Source organism: Segatella sp. (assembly GCF_977051555.1).
Window position 1 is genome coordinate 21,110 of the sequence record NZ_CDRSSE010000010.1, and the last position, 16,732, is coordinate 37,841.

13 protein-coding genes and 1 tRNA gene are annotated in these 16,732 nt (G+C 44.5%); 10 read left to right on the forward strand and 4 right to left on the reverse strand.

All coding sequences use genetic code 11. The annotated features are described in order from the left end of the window. Together ACWJAO_RS04025 and ACWJAO_RS04030 are read left to right on the forward strand one after the other, a co-directional pair. The gene (locus tag ACWJAO_RS04025) at positions 1–1,308 is read left to right on the forward strand and encodes an ABC transporter substrate-binding protein (protein ID WP_449139378.1); all 1,308 of its coding nucleotides are present in this window, start codon (positions 1–3) and stop codon (positions 1,306–1,308) included. A 159-nt stretch (positions 1,309–1,467) separates the two neighbouring features. Further along, positions 1,468–1,549, forward strand: a tRNA-Tyr gene (locus ACWJAO_RS04030). Positions 1,550–2,955: 1,406 nt separating this feature from the next. Here ACWJAO_RS04030 and ACWJAO_RS04035 read toward each other — a convergent pair. Beyond that, positions 2,956–4,422 (reverse strand): ATP-dependent DNA helicase, encoded by a 1,467-nt coding sequence (locus tag ACWJAO_RS04035; RefSeq protein ID WP_449139337.1) that lies wholly within the window; start codon positions 4,420–4,422, stop codon positions 2,956–2,958. A 77-nt stretch (positions 4,423–4,499) separates the two neighbouring features. On the opposite strand from ACWJAO_RS04035, the gene ACWJAO_RS04040 reads away from it, so the two are divergent. From ACWJAO_RS04040 to rsmD, 3 genes are read left to right on the forward strand one after another with little or no spacing between them, the layout of a single operon-like run. After that, complete coding sequence (locus ACWJAO_RS04040) at positions 4,500–4,979, forward strand: hypothetical protein (protein ID WP_449139338.1); 480 nt, start codon at positions 4,500–4,502, stop codon at positions 4,977–4,979. Positions 4,980–4,984: 5 nt separating this feature from the next. Beyond that, a complete protein-coding gene (locus ACWJAO_RS04045) occupies positions 4,985–5,794 on the forward strand; it encodes a DUF3822 family protein (RefSeq protein WP_449139339.1) in 810 nt (269 codons plus the stop codon). Positions 5,795–5,846: 52 nt separating this feature from the next. Beyond that, entirely contained in the window at positions 5,847–6,416 is a 570-nt protein-coding gene (rsmD, locus tag ACWJAO_RS04050; RefSeq protein WP_449139379.1) for a 16S rRNA (guanine(966)-N(2))-methyltransferase RsmD, read from the forward strand. Positions 6,417–6,551: 135 nt separating this feature from the next. On the opposite strand, the gene cls is transcribed toward rsmD, so the two are convergent. Together cls and dnaG are read right to left on the reverse strand one after the other, a co-directional pair. Next, positions 6,552–7,976 carry a cardiolipin synthase gene (cls, locus tag ACWJAO_RS04055; RefSeq protein WP_449139340.1) on the reverse strand — a complete coding sequence of 475 codons (1,425 nt, stop codon included), beginning with the start codon at positions 7,974–7,976 and terminating at the stop codon, positions 6,552–6,554. 69 nt (positions 7,977–8,045) lie between these two features. Next, positions 8,046–10,007 carry a DNA primase gene (dnaG, locus tag ACWJAO_RS04060; protein ID WP_449139341.1) on the reverse strand — a complete coding sequence of 654 codons (1,962 nt, stop codon included), beginning with the start codon at positions 10,005–10,007 and terminating at the stop codon, positions 8,046–8,048. A gap of 211 nt (positions 10,008–10,218) precedes the next feature. Between dnaG and ACWJAO_RS04065 the strand changes: the two genes are divergently transcribed. The 4 genes from ACWJAO_RS04065 (at position 10,219) to ACWJAO_RS04080 (ending at position 15,374) form a co-directional block, all read left to right on the forward strand. Further along, entirely contained in the window at positions 10,219–12,753 is a 2,535-nt protein-coding gene (locus ACWJAO_RS04065) for a glycosyl hydrolase 115 family protein (protein ID WP_449139342.1), read from the forward strand. 229 nt (positions 12,754–12,982) lie between these two features. Next, on the forward strand, positions 12,983–13,492 hold the full coding sequence (locus tag ACWJAO_RS04070; protein ID WP_233400923.1) for an RNA polymerase sigma factor: 510 nt from the start codon (positions 12,983–12,985) through the stop codon (positions 13,490–13,492). Beyond that, positions 13,489–14,094, forward strand: a complete 606-nt coding sequence (locus ACWJAO_RS04075; RefSeq protein WP_449139343.1) for a hypothetical protein — start codon at positions 13,489–13,491, stop codon at positions 14,092–14,094. The genes ACWJAO_RS04070 and ACWJAO_RS04075 overlap by 4 nt, the downstream gene beginning before the upstream one ends. A gap of 44 nt (positions 14,095–14,138) precedes the next feature. Next, complete coding sequence (locus ACWJAO_RS04080; protein WP_449139344.1) at positions 14,139–15,374, forward strand: hypothetical protein; 1,236 nt, start codon at positions 14,139–14,141, stop codon at positions 15,372–15,374. A 302-nt stretch (positions 15,375–15,676) separates the two neighbouring features. Here ACWJAO_RS04080 and ACWJAO_RS04085 read toward each other — a convergent pair whose 3' ends face one another. Then, a complete protein-coding gene (locus ACWJAO_RS04085; RefSeq protein WP_234563487.1) occupies positions 15,677–15,832 on the reverse strand; it encodes a hypothetical protein in 156 nt (51 codons plus the stop codon). 236 nt (positions 15,833–16,068) lie between these two features. Between ACWJAO_RS04085 and ACWJAO_RS04090 the strand changes: the two genes are divergently transcribed. Next, positions 16,069–16,668, forward strand: coding sequence for an HU family DNA-binding protein (locus ACWJAO_RS04090; protein WP_449139345.1), 600 nt, complete (start codon positions 16,069–16,071; stop codon positions 16,666–16,668). Positions 16,669–16,732: the final 64 nt, after the last annotated feature.

Below are 16,732 nucleotides of genomic sequence, written 5' to 3' on the forward strand. Positions count from 1 at the left end.
ATGCTTCTGCCGCTCTCTTCCTGTTACAACAAAGAGAACCGCGAGGAGATTCTGAAGGTTTACAACTGGGCTGATTACATAGATGAAGACGTTCTTGCCAACTTCCCGAAATGGTATGAACAGCAGACCGGCAAGAAGATTCGCGTCATCTACCAGACCTTCGACATCAATGAGGTGATGCTTACCAAGATAGAGCGAGGTCATGAAGATTACGATGTGGTATGCCCATCAGAGTATATCATAGAGCGTATGCTCCGCAAAGACCTTCTCCTGCCTATAGACACCGTCTTCGGTAAGACGCCCAACTATATCAGCAACGTATCACCATACATTGTTGAGCAGATAGATGCCACCTCCAACAACGGTCGCATCGCCCACCATTATGCCGTGCCTTACATGTGGGGAACCTGTGGCATCTTATATAATAAGGTACACGTACCTATAAGAGATGCAGAGACATGGGGAACATTATGGAACAGAAAATATCAGGGCAAACTCCTGATGAAGGATTCCTACCGCGACTCCTATGGCACCGCCCTCATCTGGGCACATCGCAAAGACCTGGAAACAGGCAGGGTGACCGTACCACAGCTGATGAACGACTATTCACCCGCAGCAGTAGCCACTGTAGAGAAAGAGTTGAAGGCACTGAAGCCAAACATTGAAGGATGGGAAGCCGACTTCGGCAAGGAGACTATGACCAAGGGCAAAGCCTATCTCAATATGACCTGGAGCGGTGATGCCGTCTGGGCTATTGAAGAAGCCGGAAAAGTGGGTGTAGAACTGGGATATGAGGTACCGAAAGAAGGAAGCAATGTATGGTTCGACGGTTGGGTAATCCCTAAATATTCTCGCAATCCGAAGGCTGCCGCCTATTTCATCAACTATCTCTGTCAGGAAGACGTGGCACTCGCCAATATGGAGACTACGGGATATGTGAGCAGCGTGGCAGGCAAGAAGGTACTTGAGGTCATGAGTGATACTGAGGCTTATCCCAAGCCTGTAAATCTTGCCTACTTCTTTGGCGAGGAAGGCAGAAATGCCTATCTCAACCCTATCATGTATCCAGACAGCAGCGTAGTAGCCAGATGTGCCATGATTCATGATGCCGGCGATCATACTCCCGAGGTATTGGATATGTGGTCGAAGGTGAAGGGCGATAATCTGGGCGGCGGCATCGTTATCTTCCTGCTGGCCGTAGTCCTTGCCCTCACGGTATTCGTTGCCATCAAGAAGTATGAGCATTACAAGCACAGAAGACTTTCGAGGAAACATCGCAGAAGACATGTGGTAAAGGTAAAAGGGTAAAAGGGTAAAAAAGTAAAAAGGTAAAAGAGAGGGGGAAAACCTATTTTATAGGGGAAAATGAACATTTTTTGAAGGAAAAGAGAAAAAAGTGCCGAAAAAATTTGGTAATATCAAATAAAAGCATTACCTTTGCACTCGCTTTTGAGACATAAAGCTTTTGGGTAGTTACCAGAGTGGCCAAATGGGGCAGACTGTAAATCTGCTGGCTATGCCTTCGGTGGTTCGAATCCATCACTACCCACTTTTCCCAAAAATAACTCAAAAATTTAAGAGTCCGACTTTCGAAAGAGAGCCGGACTTTTTCTTTTTAATATATCCACATAATTTCAGTAATAAGAGGGCACTAGGCACCTTACAGCCTAAAGACTGTAAGGTGATCATCATATACAGCTAGCACATTTCTCCGATGTCATCCATCAAGGCTTCATCTGGATGCTTAAGCAATGCTGCCCACAAAGCTACGAAATGTTTTTGAAACAACCAAGGATTTTTGAAGATTATTTGTATTACGGTAATTACAATTTCAGTTATTACAGTTTTTTCCTGAGGGGGGTATAAGGGTTTGAAGGTAGTAACAATCTGTTACTACAAATATTTATATATAAATATATATATTATATATTTATATATACTTTTCTATACTTACATTTTAAAAGCGTGATATTGGGTCAAAATAAAACTGTAATAACTGAAATTGTAATTTGTAATCGATTTTTTAGCGGTATCGAGATGCCTACATTCATTGCCCCTAAAACTATGACTATCTCATCACAAAGCTATGAGTTATGACCCGCAAAACGATGAGTTGTTTTCTTTAACACAATATAGCAGAAATGTTAATGGAATTTCACATAACTCTGCAAGGTGATTTTTGGTGGTGTAGGAAAAATGTAGTACCTTTGCACCTGTAATCAAGAACATTATTAACCACTAAAAAACTAGAAAATTATGAAGAAAGAAACTTGGAAACAGCTTCTTTCAGATTCCACCTCGCAATGGACACCCTTGCTATTGGCTATACAATTCCCGCTATTAGGGCCTGTTAGGGACTTGCACCCATTAGAATAAGCTCATGCCGAGCATACCAACAAAGAGGGTGTGTCACAGACTTATGACACACCCTCTTTTCTTATCATCTGACAGGAAGACCTATCTTGTTACACACATAACAAAGCGAGGAAAATGATATATATAAATTATTGCCACAAAAACAGCATATCCGATAGCAAAATGTCATTTTCAAGGCTAAAAACAAGTGGTTGACCCATATCAAGAAAAACATATTGCAATGCTATTTCTCGGCAAAAGACGCCGTTATTCGATAAAAAAGTGTTAACTTTGCACTCGTATTTAAGGAATAACAAATAATAAATTTTAAAAAGGTTAATAATTATGATGACTATTTTTACAATGGCTTTCGCCGCAGTTATGTTTTCAGGTATGGTTCTTTGCATGGGCATGTTCTTGAAACACGTAGTAAACTCAATTCCAGAAATGACTAACATGAGCCATTCTGTTAGCTTGAGCAAGTAAGAATAGAACACTACGATATACAATATATATATGAATCACTTTAGAAATAGAGAGAGATTTATATAAAGATGAGGGTGCGTCACAGACTTATGACACACCCTCTTTTTGTTATCTTCATCCTTCTATTTGCGTCTTTGGCCAATTCACCAGATACAGCATTTCTGTGGCTCGTGTAAAGGCAGTATAGAGCCAGTGAATATAATCGGGAGTAAGCATCTCATCCGTCATATAGCCCTGGTCTACATAGACATGCGACCACTGTCCACCCTGCGCTTTATGACAGGTAACGGCATAGGCAAACTTCACTTGCAGAGCATTGAAATACGGGTCTTGCCGGATTGCCTTCATACGGTCTGCCTTCAGTGGTATGTCCTGATAATCTTCCTCTATCTTATGGAAAAGCTGCTCCTGCTGATCATGAGTCAAAGCAGGAGCCTCACTCATCAAAGTGTCCAATAATACCGTAGCCTCCAGTTCATAATTGTCATAATCGGGGAATTTCAACAGAAGGGTGGCAAAATGAAAACCATAGAGGTCGATGCGACGGCTCACCTTCATCACCTTCGCCCTATCACCATTCGCCAAGAAAGCAGGAATCTCGTTACTTTGAACTTTTCGTTCTTCACTTTCCTTTATCTTCTTTCTTTCTTCCTCCATCCAATAATAATTGTTCTTCACTATCATCAGCATGTCGCCACTCTCCAGTTCCTCTTCCCTATCAAGCACCATGTTGCGGATGCCCTGGTTGAAGATATTGGCGCGCTTGTTGCTACGAGTCACCACAATGGTATCGTCCAGTCCTACATGATGATAACTGTCGCCAAGTGCCTCGATGAGTTCTGCACCCGGCATCTCTCTGATATCCGAGAAACCGGAGAAACGGATTTTAGGCAGTTGGGTAATATCATCGTGGGTAATCATCTGACGGATGCGGGTAGCATTAAAGAGAATGCCCGACTGCTGACTCTGACGGACCACTTCGTTCAAATCGCACTCATAAACCGACAGTCCACATCCCTGAAGCATCGCAGCAGAAAGGGCTGGTGATTCTTCCTCACCAACAGGAGGCAACTGTGCCTTATCGCCTATCAGCAAAAGTCGGTCGTTATGTCCCTGATACACAAAATGAACCAGATCATCCAGCAGACAGCCACTGCCAAAGGTAGTTCCGCCCAATCCCAGATTGGCAATCATCGAAGCCTCATCCACCATAAAAAGCGTATCAGTATAGAGATTATCATTGAGATTGAACTGGCCATCCACTCCGGCAAACGCCTTTTCGCGATAAATGCGGCGATGAATGGTATAGGCAGGCATCCCGCTGTTCAGAGAGAAGACCTTAGCCGCCCTACCCGTAGGGGCAAGGAGCATCACCTTCTGACGAACGGCACGGAGCGTACGGACAATTGCACCCGAAAGCGATGTCTTACCAGTACCCGCACTACCTCGTAGAATCATGACAGCATGAGGATTGCTATCCGTCATAAACTGCACGAAAACATCGAGCGCTTGAGCCTGTTCTGGGGTTGGCGGAAAGCCAAATTGCTGTAATATCTGATATTTTAACTCTTCAATGTTCATATTTCGAAAACTTTTAGTATCTTTGCAGAAAATTTACTGCACCTATTTGCAGTGCAAAAGTAATAATACTTTTTGAAATGAGAAAAAGAATAAAGAATAATTATATTTTGGGAGCATGCGTCATCATCATGATGCTACTCTGTATTCTGAGTGTGAGCCAGCCCATCCGCTTCCAGAAAGCCATGGCTAGCAGAGAAGCAGAGGTGAAGGAGAAACTGATGCAGATACGTCAGGCTGAAGAGAAATACAAGGCGAAACACGGCGTATATACAGGCGATTTCCCGACACTGGTAAAAGGCAAGTACTTACCGGAAGATGCCCAATACATTCCTTATGCCGACGGTAAGAAGTTTACACTCGCTGCCACGGTTATCGTAGGAAAAAGCGGCAAGCAGATTCCGGTGATGGAATGCGGGGCAGAATATGAATCCTATCTTGACGGACTCGATGAAGGATCCATCCAGCAGAAGATAGAGGAGGCTAACTATGCCGGCAACTATCCCGGACTCAAGATAGGCGATTTAACGACAGATAATAACAACGCAGGTAATTGGTAACAGATATGCAAATAAAAGGTAACAACATTCAGCAAGCACGACTCACCATCCGCGTGAGCAGAAACACCCTCAGCTTTTCGGTAGTTGACCGTGAAGCTGAGCATCAGCTCATCTATGAACCTTATACGGTAAAGAGTGGTGTTTCGATGGCAGCCAACTTGCGTCAGGCTTTTAAGGAGAGTACTCTCCTGCAACGGGGATACCAGAAGGTACGCGTATATCTAGATTCGCCTATCCTGCTGGTTCCTATCGAAGAATTTCATGAAGAGGATATCGATGTGCTCTATCAGCATGCCTTCAACAGTCATAATAGCGATGCCATTCTCTACAGAGTGCAGCCGGAACTGAATGCGGTAGCGATATTCCCTATCAACAAGGATTTGAAGATGGTGGTAGAAGACAACTTCAAGGATGTCCGCTTCACACCTATCATGCAACCGATGTGGCACTATCTGCATCATCGCAGTTTCACCGGCATTCACCGCAAGCTCTATGTTTATTTCCACGACAAGAAACTGGATGTTTTCGGTTTCGAGAAGAACCGTTTCAAATTCTTCAACTCGTTCAATGCCGAGCATGCCAAGGATGCCCTCTATTTCATTCTCTATGTATGGAAGCAGTTAGGATTCAACCAGATGCAGGATGAGTTGCATGTATCAGGCAATGTGCCGGATAAAGACTGGTTCCTCTACAACACGAAACTCTATATCAAGAAGACCTTCATTCTGAATCCTGCCGCCGAATTCAACCGTGCGCCCATCACAGAGATTAAAGGTCTGCCATTCGATTTGATGGCGCTGTACCTAAGTAAGTAAGACAAGAGTTAAAAGTTGATAGTTAAAAGTTGATAGTTAAGAATTCAACTGAATAGCTAATCATAAAGTTCAACATTCAACATTAAAACAAATGAGAATCATAACAGGACAATATAAGGGACGCCATTTCGACATTCCACGTTCGTTTAAGGCGCGCCCGACAACAGATTTTGCAAAGGAGAACATCTTTAATGTTCTTCAGGGATATATTGATTTCGAAGATACCTCTGCCCTCGACCTCTTTGCCGGTACGGGCAGCATTTCGCTCGAACTGGTATCACGAGGCTGCAGCCGTGTAATCAGCGTAGAAGCAGACCGCGACCATGCCAACTTCATCCGCCAATGTTTTCAGAAGTTAGGCGAAGACAAGGATATTCTGATTCGTGGTGATGTATTCCGTTTTCTGAAGACCTGCAAGCAGAAGTTTGACTTTATCTTTGCTGATCCTCCATACGCTCTGAAGGAGTTGCCGCAGATTCCAGACCTCGTTCTGAATGGCGACTATCTTAACGAAGGAGGTATTTTCGTCTTTGAGCATGGCAAAGACTATGATTTCTCCGAGCATCCACGATTCCTGGAACACAGAAGTTACGGAAGCGTGAACTTCTCGATATTCAGATAATAGTAGGGAAGTTAAGGGAAGTTAGAGGGGAGTTAAGAGGAAGTTAAGGGACAAATGCTCTACGTTTTACACCAGAAAACTGTTGTCCTTTAACTTCCCCTTCACTTCCCTTCACTTCTCTTCACTCCCCCTCCTTTACAGTAGCGGCGAGAGTAATCTTACCGTACTCTCGAAAAGGCGCTGCAGGAACGGACGTTTTACGAAATAAGATACATCATCTACCAGGATGCTCTTCGCCTCATCCCGCAGATAGACAGCCTTCACGCGCTGCGCCATCCCCTCATCAAAGAAGAACGCATTCGCTTCGAAATTATTCTCAAAACTTCGGAAATCGATATTCGTACTGCCTATCGTACAGAGATTATCATCACTCACCAGCAATTTACTATGATTAAAGCCTGCCGTATAGAGATAAACCTTTACGCCAGCCTCTATCGCCTCCATCACATACGAACGTGATGCCCACTCTACCAGTTTAGCATCGGCATGACGAGGCAACATCAGACGGATATCCACACCCGCCAAAGCTGCTGTTCGCATGGCAAACAATACAGGTTCGGTTGGCAGGAAATAAGGCGTTTCCATATACACATACTTCCGTGCCTGAAGCAGGATGCGGACATAACCCTGCATGATGTCAGGCCAAGGACTGATAGGACTGCTCGTAACAATCTGTACGAGACAATTGTTGCGGATATGCGCACTGACTGGCGGATAATACTGGCGATTAGTAACCAACGTACGGTCTACAAAATACCAGTCTACCAGAAAGGCTCGCTGGATGGCGTAAACGCCACCGCCCTCAATACGGAGATGCGTATCGCGCCAAGCCTGTTTCTTATCACCCTTCACATAGCGCAGAGCGATATTCATGCCGCCAATAAAGCCTACCTTACCATCTATGACACAGAGTTTGCGGTGGTTACGATAGTTTACCTTACTCGTAAAAGCCGGAAAGCGGACTGGCATGAACGAATGTACATCTATGCCTGCATCACGCATACGTTCGAAGAATTCATCCTTCACCTTCCAGCAGCCAACATCATCATAAATCAGTCGCACCTCTACTCCCTGCTCCGCCTTATCTATCAAAGCATCGGCTATCAGATACCCCAAAGCATCGGCTTCGAAAATATAGGTATCGAGATGAATATGATGCTTTGCCTGTCCTATATTATATAATAAGGTAAGGAAGAAATCATAGCCATCGGTATAAATATCCACCTGATTGTCTTTAAAAGGCAGCGCCCAACTCTGGTTGGCAAAGAGATTCATCAGAGGTTTATTGCTGTCGGGCAGGTGAAGATTCTCCTGCTCTACGAATTCGAGCATGGATCGCTTGGTGAGCTGGTCCATGCTACGGTCGCTGATAAGCCGCTCCTTGCGGGTGTTCTGTCCGAAGAAAAAATAGAAGATAATGCCTATAAAAGGGATGAAGAAGAACACCAATATCCATGCCATCGTCTTGGCGGGCTGACGGTTGTCCATCAAGACGGTGATGATAGCCGGAACGGTTATCACGACATAAAGCAACAGATATATCCAGTGAAAATAAATCATATAGCGTTTCTCCTTTTTTATCTCTAATACTTCTTTACAGAGTTTCTCCCCACAGGACAGGAGCTCCGGTTAATTGAAGATATTGTTTGCCTGACTCGCCAGAAGCGTGTTCATCTGCTTGAGTTTCATAAACTCCTGCAGCAGTTCACGATTGGTCGGATTCTTGGCAAACTCCTGCTGTACCTCTATAATACGCTGAGCAATATAATGAGTGCGGAAGCTCAAGATGTCCTTAAAGACAAACTGGCGGAGTTTATCGGCACTCATCTTCATCTGCAGACTGGCCGTAGATACCTCCTGGGCACCTGTAGGCAAACCTGCCAACCTACTGATTTCCGGATTCGGATGATTGGCAAAATAAGTTTCTGCCACAAAATCATCTTCTTTTTCAAGATGCTCCACAGCCTCCTGCATAATCTGATTATATAAATCATTATGAAACTTAAAGCCATCTCCGCCCAAATCAAGACTGATATACTGGGCAACAGCTACCTCCACATCATTGCCGTCTACATCCTGTACCGTGATAGGCTGGTCGCCATGATGAATAATCAACTGTACCAGAAGTCCTTCTACCTCCAGGAGTTTATCCAGTGGGGTAACCGCTCTCATAGCCGATTGCGCCTGCTGCGCTGCCGCTACAGGCGAATCTTTCAATCCCGCAGCACGTCGCTCCGCTTTTACCTGTTCACTCATACCGTTGCGCACAAAATTGTTCAAGGCATTCACGATAATTGCCTCGTTCACGCCCAAACGGTGAGAACAGTCGGTAATATAAGAAGCGCGCGTTATCTGATTCTTGATTTTCGAGATGCTCTCTACTATCGAATTGATAGCCTGACTTCGCTTTACAGGATCTGTCACACCACGTAGCAGAATATCGGTCTTAAACTGTATGAAGTCGGTCTGATTCTCCTGAATATATCTTCTGAATTCCTCTGCCGAATGACTGCGGGCGAAACTGTCAGGGTCATTGCCGCCAGGAAGAAAGAGCACCTTTACGTTCATCTCTTCTTCTAGCAGCATATCGGTACCACGCAGCGCAGCATGAATACCCGCTTTATCGCCATCATAGAGGAGAACAATGTTACTGGTAAAGCGGTGCAGCAGTCTGATCTGATGCACGCTCAGCGCCGTACCCGAGTTGGCCACTACATTTTCGATACCGCACTGGTGCATCGAAATCACATCGGTGTATCCTTCCACCATAAAGACACAATCCTCCTTGGCTATCGCCTTCTTGGCCTGATAGAGTCCATAGAGTTCGCGTTCCTTATGATAGATAACGCTATCAGGCGAGTTGACATATTTCTGGCTGATGCCCTTGGTTCTGCTGTCGAGCACTCGTCCGCCAAAAGCCACCACCTTGCCACTCACGCTGAACCAAGGGAAGATGGCTCTGCCCGAGAAACGGTCAAGAATCTTATCCTCCCCCGACTTATTGCCAGCTTCGTCCTTATCCACCTTGAAGCAGAGTCCTGTATCAACCAGATATTTCGGATTATAGCCAGCCGCCTTAGCCGCTTCAGCAAGAGCAGTACGCTTAGGGAGCGCAAAACCCAACTGGAATTTCCGGATGATATCATCTCTGAAACCTCTTCCTCGGAAATAGGCCATACCGATAGCGATGCCATCCACATCATGCAGGAGAATTTCCTGGAAATATTTCGCCGCCCAATCGTTGACGATAAACATGGATTCTCTTTCGCTCTCGCGCTGTTTCTCTTCGTTGGTCAGTTCACGCTCCTGGATTTCTATTTTATATTTTTTGGCGAGCCAGCGAAGGGCATCGGGATAGGTCATCTGTTCCAGCTCCATCAGAAAGTTGATTGCATTGCCTCCCTTTCCGCAAGTAAAGCAATGACAGATACCTCTTGTTGGAGATACGGAGAAAGATGGATTGGAATCGTTATGAAAAGGACACAAGCCGACATAATTGATGCCACGCTTCTTGAGCGTAACAAACTCAGATACCACCTCTTCTATCTTGGTGGCATCCATAATTTTTGCTATCGTCGGTCTGTCTATCATTATATATATTCTTATTTTTCTGTTTTTACTATGCAAAATTACTATTTTTCTTTGAAAACACAAAGAGAAACGGACAGAAAAGTAAAAATGAAACAAATTAAAAACTAAAGGTTACAGAAAATAAAGTATATTCGGATAGTTTTAGCTACCTTTGCAACCGGCAAGAACACATTGCTGACAATCGGATAAAATAACAACAAGATAATTAAACATGAAACTAAACAACATCAAGCGAACATTCCTGGCAAGCGCTGCCCTGCTCTCAACAATCAACATGAGCGCAGCCGACAGATTTGTAGATTTCAAGCAAGGAGACTTGCTGCTGAATGCCAACAACCGTGTAGAAATCTACATGGATGCCAACGACTGCAAGGGAGTGAGCTATGCTGCTCATGCCCTGCTGAAAGATATCAAAAACGTGAGTGGAACCACAGCCACCCTCACCTCAGATGCCGGTTTTCTGAAAAAAGCCGACACTGCCCGACCAACTATCTTAGTAGGTACCATAGGCCATTCTACAGCCATCGACCAACTGGTTAAACAGAAACGCATCAACGGAAATCTGCTGAAGGGAAAACGGGAAAAGTTTATCATCACGCTCATAGATGGTCAGCTCGTCATCGCAGGCAGCGACCGCCGAGGCACCATCTATGGCATCTACGAACTCTCGCAGCAGATGGGCGTATCGCCTTGGTATGACTGGGCAGACGTACCTGTAGAGCACCACGATTCCATCTTCGTAAACAAGGGAATCTATACAGATGGCGAACCAGCCGTACGTTATCGCGGCATCTTCCTCAACGACGAGGCGCCTTGCCTAACCTCGTGGGTAAAGAACACCTACGGCACCGAGTATGGCGACCACCGTTTCTACCAGCGCGTCTTCGAACTGGTATTACGACTGAGAGGTAATATGATGTGGCCTGCCATGTGGGGCTGGGCTTTCTATGCCGATGACCCTGAAAACGAGAAGACGGCAGATGAGATGGGCGTAGTGATGAGCACCTCCCATCATGAGCCGATGGCACGCAACCATCAGGAATACGCCCGCAACCGAAAAGGATGGGGACCTTGGAACTACCAGAAAAACAAGGCTAACCTGCAGAAGTTCTTCCATGAGGGAATAGAGCGCATGAAGGGAACTGAACAGATTGTAACCATCGGAATGCGTGGCGACGGCGATGAGGCGATGAGCGCAGAGGCTGATACAAAGCTGATGACCAACATCATCAACGACCAGCGTAAGATAATCGCTGACGTAACCGGCAGAAAGGCTAGCGAAACCCCACAGGTTTGGGCACTATATAAAGAGGTATTGGATTACTACGACAAGCGCATGAAGGTGCCTGATGACGTAACCCTCCTGCTCTGCGATGACAACTGGGGTAACGTGCGCCGTGTGCCGAATGCCAAGGAACGCAAGCACAAAGGCGGTTGGGGCTTATACTATCACGTAGATTACGTAGGTGCTCCAAGAAACTCAAAGATGCTCAACGTTACTCCTGTGCAGAATCCTTGGGAGCAGTTGACGCTTGCTTACGAGAATGGCATTGACCGTCTCTGGATTCTCAATGTTGGCGACCTCAAGCCGATGGAATATCCTATCAGCCAGTTTATGGACATGGCTTGGAATCCACGTAAATACGATGTAAACAACATCACCCGTCATACCCGCGACTGGTGCGCACAGCAGTTTGGTGAATCGCAGGCCGATGAAGCAGCCCGCATTCTTAACCTCATCTGCAAGTACAACGGCCGCTGCACCCCTGAGATGCTCGACAAGAACACCTACAGTCTGGAAAACGGAGAATGGCAGGAGGTAGTAAATCAGTATCTGCAGCTCGAAGCCGATGCGCTGCGCCAGTACAACTGTCTGCCGGCATCCTATCACGACGCCTATCGTCAGATTATCCTCTTCCCTATCGAGATGATGAGCAATCTGCACCAGATGTACTTTGCCCAGGCACAGAACAACGCCCTCTACAAGCAGGGCAATCCGAAAGCGAATGTATGGGCTGATGAATGCGAGCGTCTCTTCAAGCGCGATTCCCTCATCTGCGACTATTACAATCATAAGATGGCTGGCGGCAAGTGGAACGGAATGATGACCCAGAAGCATATCGGCTATAAGAGTTGGAATGATGATTTCGAGAAGGATACCTGTCCGGAGCTCTTCCGGATAACCTCCAAGGATGGAGTGATTATCTGCGAAAACAACGGCGTGGTAGAAATCGAAGCTCCTTACTATAGCAGCAAGACGGATGCTGCCGAGGCAAAATGGACAGAGATTCCATTCATGGGCAAAAGCGTATCGGCAATGACTCTGATGCCGTATACCAAGAGTGTAAAGGGAGCCAGCATCACTTACAAGTTTAAGATGCAAGTTAGCAAAACTTCGGATGGCAAGGCATTTAATGGCAAGCAGAAGATTCGCATTCATGTGATTACCAAATCAACCTTGGATTATCTCAACAAGGGCGGCTTAACCTATGGTGTAAGTTTAGATGGCGCTTCTCCTGTAGAGGTTAACTTCAACAAAGATTTGAACGAGAAGCCGGAGAACATCTACAATATCTATTATCCAACGATAGCCACTCGCATCGTGGACAAGGTGATAGAGCTAGAGCTGCCAGCCTCATCCGATAGCATCCACACCCTCACCCTCACTCCTAACGACCCAGCCATCGTCTTCGAGAAAATCGTGATTGATGGAAGAGGAGGAAAAAAGAGTATCAAGGTGATTTAAAGGTAGCAATATAATAAAAGGTATAGGCACGCACCCACGAAAGGATGCGTGCCTATTCTTTTTACGCAAACTATCACTATCTTCTTATGTTCCATACTTCGTAGCATTCATTTTTACATAAACAATCACAATAGTAACAAATAAATGAAAAAAAAGAGTATTTTTTAAATCTTTTTTGAGAAATATACGTTTATATGAGTAAAGTTAGAAACATAAAAACAAGAAACGAATGAATATAGACAACCCAAAACTCATAAAACAACTGGAGAGTCTTGTCGACAATCGGCAAGACTGGCTATTTCGTTTTGCCTATATTCGAATCGGGCAACGTGAGGATGCAGAAGATATTGTGCAAGAGGTGCTGCTTGCAGCTTTCAAGAAACTGAAAGAAGGGCAACAAGTGGAAGAGTTGGACCGCTACATCATTCGCTCTGTTAGCAACGCATGCCGAGACTACTTGCGCAAAAAACGTCCGCAAATCATTGCTATCAATGAAGCGGCAAGCATACCTAACAGCAATGGTGACAAACAAATACACGAGGAATTTCTCAGAATATCAAAACTGCTGGAAGATATTCCACAGGAGCAAGCGGAAATCGTAAGAATGAAATGTTACGACAACTTGACGTTCCGGGAGATAGCCGAACTGGAGGAGATACCAGAAGCTACCGTGAAATCTCGCTATCGCTATGCCATCCAACATATCCAACAACGACTCAGAAAGGAAAAAAGTATATGAAAGATCAAATGAACACCCATAATGACAAAGGATTTGAGGATATAGAGCAACTGCTCCAACCTCAATGTGATTTCCATGCCTCCTCTCAAACCAAGCAACAAGTAATGGAGAAGGCAAGGAAGAGCTTGGTCAGCCATCGCACCTTGCGTATCTTTCCATGGATTTGCGCAGCATGCGTGGCTGGCATCATCGCTATCATCCTGCAACCACCCAAGGATACCACTTCTGCGTCGGGCAATGCGATAATGGCTGTGAGAAAGGCTACACAGCCGATGCAAAAAGCGATGACACAAGAAAAGAATTTGACGACAGAAAAGGAAAAAGCAGCAGAAATGGCTGTCGCAGCAGAGGGCAAGACTTACAAGAAGAAAAAGACTTTCGCCAAGCTCAATGCTCCCAAAAGGGAGGCTAAGCCTAAAGCTGAGTTTGGAGATGACATGCCAGACACCGAAGAAAAAGGTCCGGTACTCTTCCCTATGTCAACCTTGCCCAAAGAGCATCTTTTCAAAATGCAGACAGCAGAGGTTCAAGCCACTACATGCAATGCCGTGCAAAGTGAGGATGACCGCCAACAAATACGGCGAATCACCGTAAAACTCTAAAGAAAGTATATATAATAAGGTATAAACATTAAAGAACAAAGAACATGAAAAAGTATGTCATATATTTATTACTCATGATGTTCTCATCAATGGGAGCACAGGCACAAAAGTCTTATTTCAAAGAGGCTTTGGAGAAATTGGTAAGCAACAAGGCGTTCACCATGAATCAATCAGGAGCAAAAAATGAGGTTGGTGACACAGCACAATGGAGTTGGAAAAAATATCGCTTTAAAACTCTCAAGAAAGACAAGTTTCTCAAGGAACTGGACAGAATCAACAAGGCTTTTCAAAAAGATTGCAATCAGCCTGTAACTGACTTTTACTATATGGTAGATGGAAACAACAACCCACTTAAAACATGGATGAACTTTGACATATCTGTAGGCAACGACCTTATTATGGTTGGAAATTTCTCGGCATATAGCGTCCTTATCAATCGCCAACAAATGGGTCACTCTGGCATGCGCAGAGTCTGTGCCATAGAATGGGGCCATATCATAGAGAATGGTTGGGTTAACGAAAAAGGCTATGAAGGAAACATCTGCATCGTAGAAGGAAAAGCTCCTTTAAACAAGCACCACGTAGCAAATGAAATAAACCAGCAAACGTATAAAGCCACACAATATACAGGCGATTTAATAATCCCAAAAGACACCATAAACGAAAAGGCAGCTCCTAAAGAAGAGACTAAAGAAGAAAAAGAAGTGCCTAATGAGCAGTTGACCAAGATGCTTAAAGATGCTCAGACCAACCTGAAAGGCAACTTTGAGATTATTGGCAAGCGTGACCCTGAACTTTGGGACCGTGGCTATTTTATCTGTTATAAAGACGAAACAGATATGTATGTAGAACCCATCCTTGTGGCTACCAACGGCACTAACTTCTCATACAAGCACGACCTGAAGGACATTACCTTTGGAAGAGTGAGAGCACTGATGAAAGATGGAACCATCTGCTCGGCATGGATAGACATTCCTTTTGTACCAGGAGAGATAGCAGAGCTAAGCGTACACAATGGTTACTACAGCCTCACAGGATCAAGTTTCTATAAGCAGTGGGTGGAAGAGGAAAGCAAGAACCGTGATGGATGGGACGAGCGCAAGTATACGGCTTACGCACTCAGCAATATCCATTCTCCTGGCATCATCTGCTATCTGTTCTATCAGCATTTGATAAAAGGTTCTTCGAATCAAAAGAAAATATTCAAAGCCCTCCCAACAACTCTACAAGAGAATCATGTGGGTCGCTTTATCAAAAAGTATATGAACAATAAATTATAAAAATCTCAACTTTCAGTCACATTCATTTAATACATATGTGATGTAAGAAAGGAGATACTGCATAGAACCTAATGCCACCTCTATCAGTTTTGATGGAGATGGCATTTTTGCTTCAAATTAGCGCATCCCCAATAGAGGTAAATTTCAATGCCGACATGAATGAGAAGCCAGAGAACATCTACAGCATTTACAATCCTACGATAACTACTCGATGAGTAATTTCTATCATTTTTACTCATTCAGAATGAGTAAAAATGAGCAAAACCACTCATTCTAAATGAGAGTTTCTTGAAAAACGCCTTTTATTCACCTTCTACCTTGCATCCACTGAACCCCATTTCCTGCGCCTTCTCAGGTCCGAAGGTGTAATAGATAGTCTCAGCCTCATCACATACCTCCCCCTGCGAATTGCCAAGGGTGAGATGGATAGCAACAATGTTGTGACTTATATGATGCAAGGAAGCAATTATAAAGATGCAAGAAAGCAATTATAACGATTGCGTGACATTTGTCATGTGATTATACGACACTTATCATAAAATGCCGTATAATCACATGACATATACCAATGTTTAAATAAACCTAATAGTTTACACCAAAAGATACAAGTTATCACATTATTATATATATTTGCATCATCTTTCATAGAAGACAAAGAATATAGAAAACAACGAACCATCAAACAACAAGAAATATGGAACTGAAATACGACATTTACATGCTCAACAATGCCCAGGGCACAGGAGAAAAGCGCCAATACGTTCGTATCGTGCAGCATGAACCTATGACCGAGAAGCAACTGCAAGAGAAAATCCAGAGCCGCTGCTCACTCACCAAGGGAGATGTGGCTGCGGTGTTGGCAGAGCTTCATGACCTTTTGGTAGAAGAATTCTCCATGGGACGCCGCTTTTATATCCCAGAGATAGGCTACTTCTCCATGTCGGCTAGCCTAGAGATGCCAGAGGAGAATCCAGACAAGAAGATTACGGGCAAGGAAATACGCATCACCGGCATCAACTTCCGACCAGAAGGTAAGCTAATGGAGGAAGTACAGCGCAACGTCCACTTTGTACGCTCTCGTTATTCCAACCAATCTACAAAATACTCTGAGGAAAAGCTATTGGCGAAAATCAAGGAGTATCTCCAAGAGAACCGCTATATCACCACTCGCATCCTGCGCATCCTCTTTGGCTTGACTCCTTACATGGCACAGAAGTGGCTCAACCATTTCTGCGAAAAGGGTATCATGGTGAAGGAAGGCACTCCCCATGCGCCTATCTATTTTCTAAAGTAACAAAAACAGTAACAGAGCTGGTAACAGAGCTAGTAACAGAGCAATAGTAACTATGTCGGTAACC

What these genes read in the sequence shown, in the direction of transcription:
- ACWJAO_RS04025 (WP_449139378.1), top strand. Translation starts at nt 1, where the DNA reads ATGCTTCTGCCGCTCTCTTCCTGTTACAACAAAGAGAACCGCGAGGAG.
- ACWJAO_RS04035 (WP_449139337.1), bottom strand. Translation starts at nt 4,422, where the DNA reads ATGAACATTGAAGAGTTAAAATATCAGATATTACAGCAATTTGGCTTT.
- ACWJAO_RS04040 (WP_449139338.1), top strand. Translation starts at nt 4,500, where the DNA reads ATGAGAAAAAGAATAAAGAATAATTATATTTTGGGAGCATGCGTCATC.
- ACWJAO_RS04045 (WP_449139339.1), top strand. Translation starts at nt 4,985, where the DNA reads ATGCAAATAAAAGGTAACAACATTCAGCAAGCACGACTCACCATCCGC.
- cls (WP_449139340.1), bottom strand. Translation starts at nt 7,976, where the DNA reads ATGATTTATTTTCACTGGATATATCTGTTGCTTTATGTCGTGATAACC.
- dnaG (WP_449139341.1), bottom strand. Translation starts at nt 10,007, where the DNA reads ATGATAGACAGACCGACGATAGCAAAAATTATGGATGCCACCAAGATA.
- ACWJAO_RS04065 (WP_449139342.1), top strand. Translation starts at nt 10,219, where the DNA reads ATGAAACTAAACAACATCAAGCGAACATTCCTGGCAAGCGCTGCCCTG.
- ACWJAO_RS04070 (WP_233400923.1), top strand. Translation starts at nt 12,983, where the DNA reads ATGAATATAGACAACCCAAAACTCATAAAACAACTGGAGAGTCTTGTC.
- ACWJAO_RS04075 (WP_449139343.1), top strand. Translation starts at nt 13,489, where the DNA reads ATGAAAGATCAAATGAACACCCATAATGACAAAGGATTTGAGGATATA.
- ACWJAO_RS04080 (WP_449139344.1), top strand. Translation starts at nt 14,139, where the DNA reads ATGAAAAAGTATGTCATATATTTATTACTCATGATGTTCTCATCAATG.
- ACWJAO_RS04090 (WP_449139345.1), top strand. Translation starts at nt 16,069, where the DNA reads ATGGAACTGAAATACGACATTTACATGCTCAACAATGCCCAGGGCACA.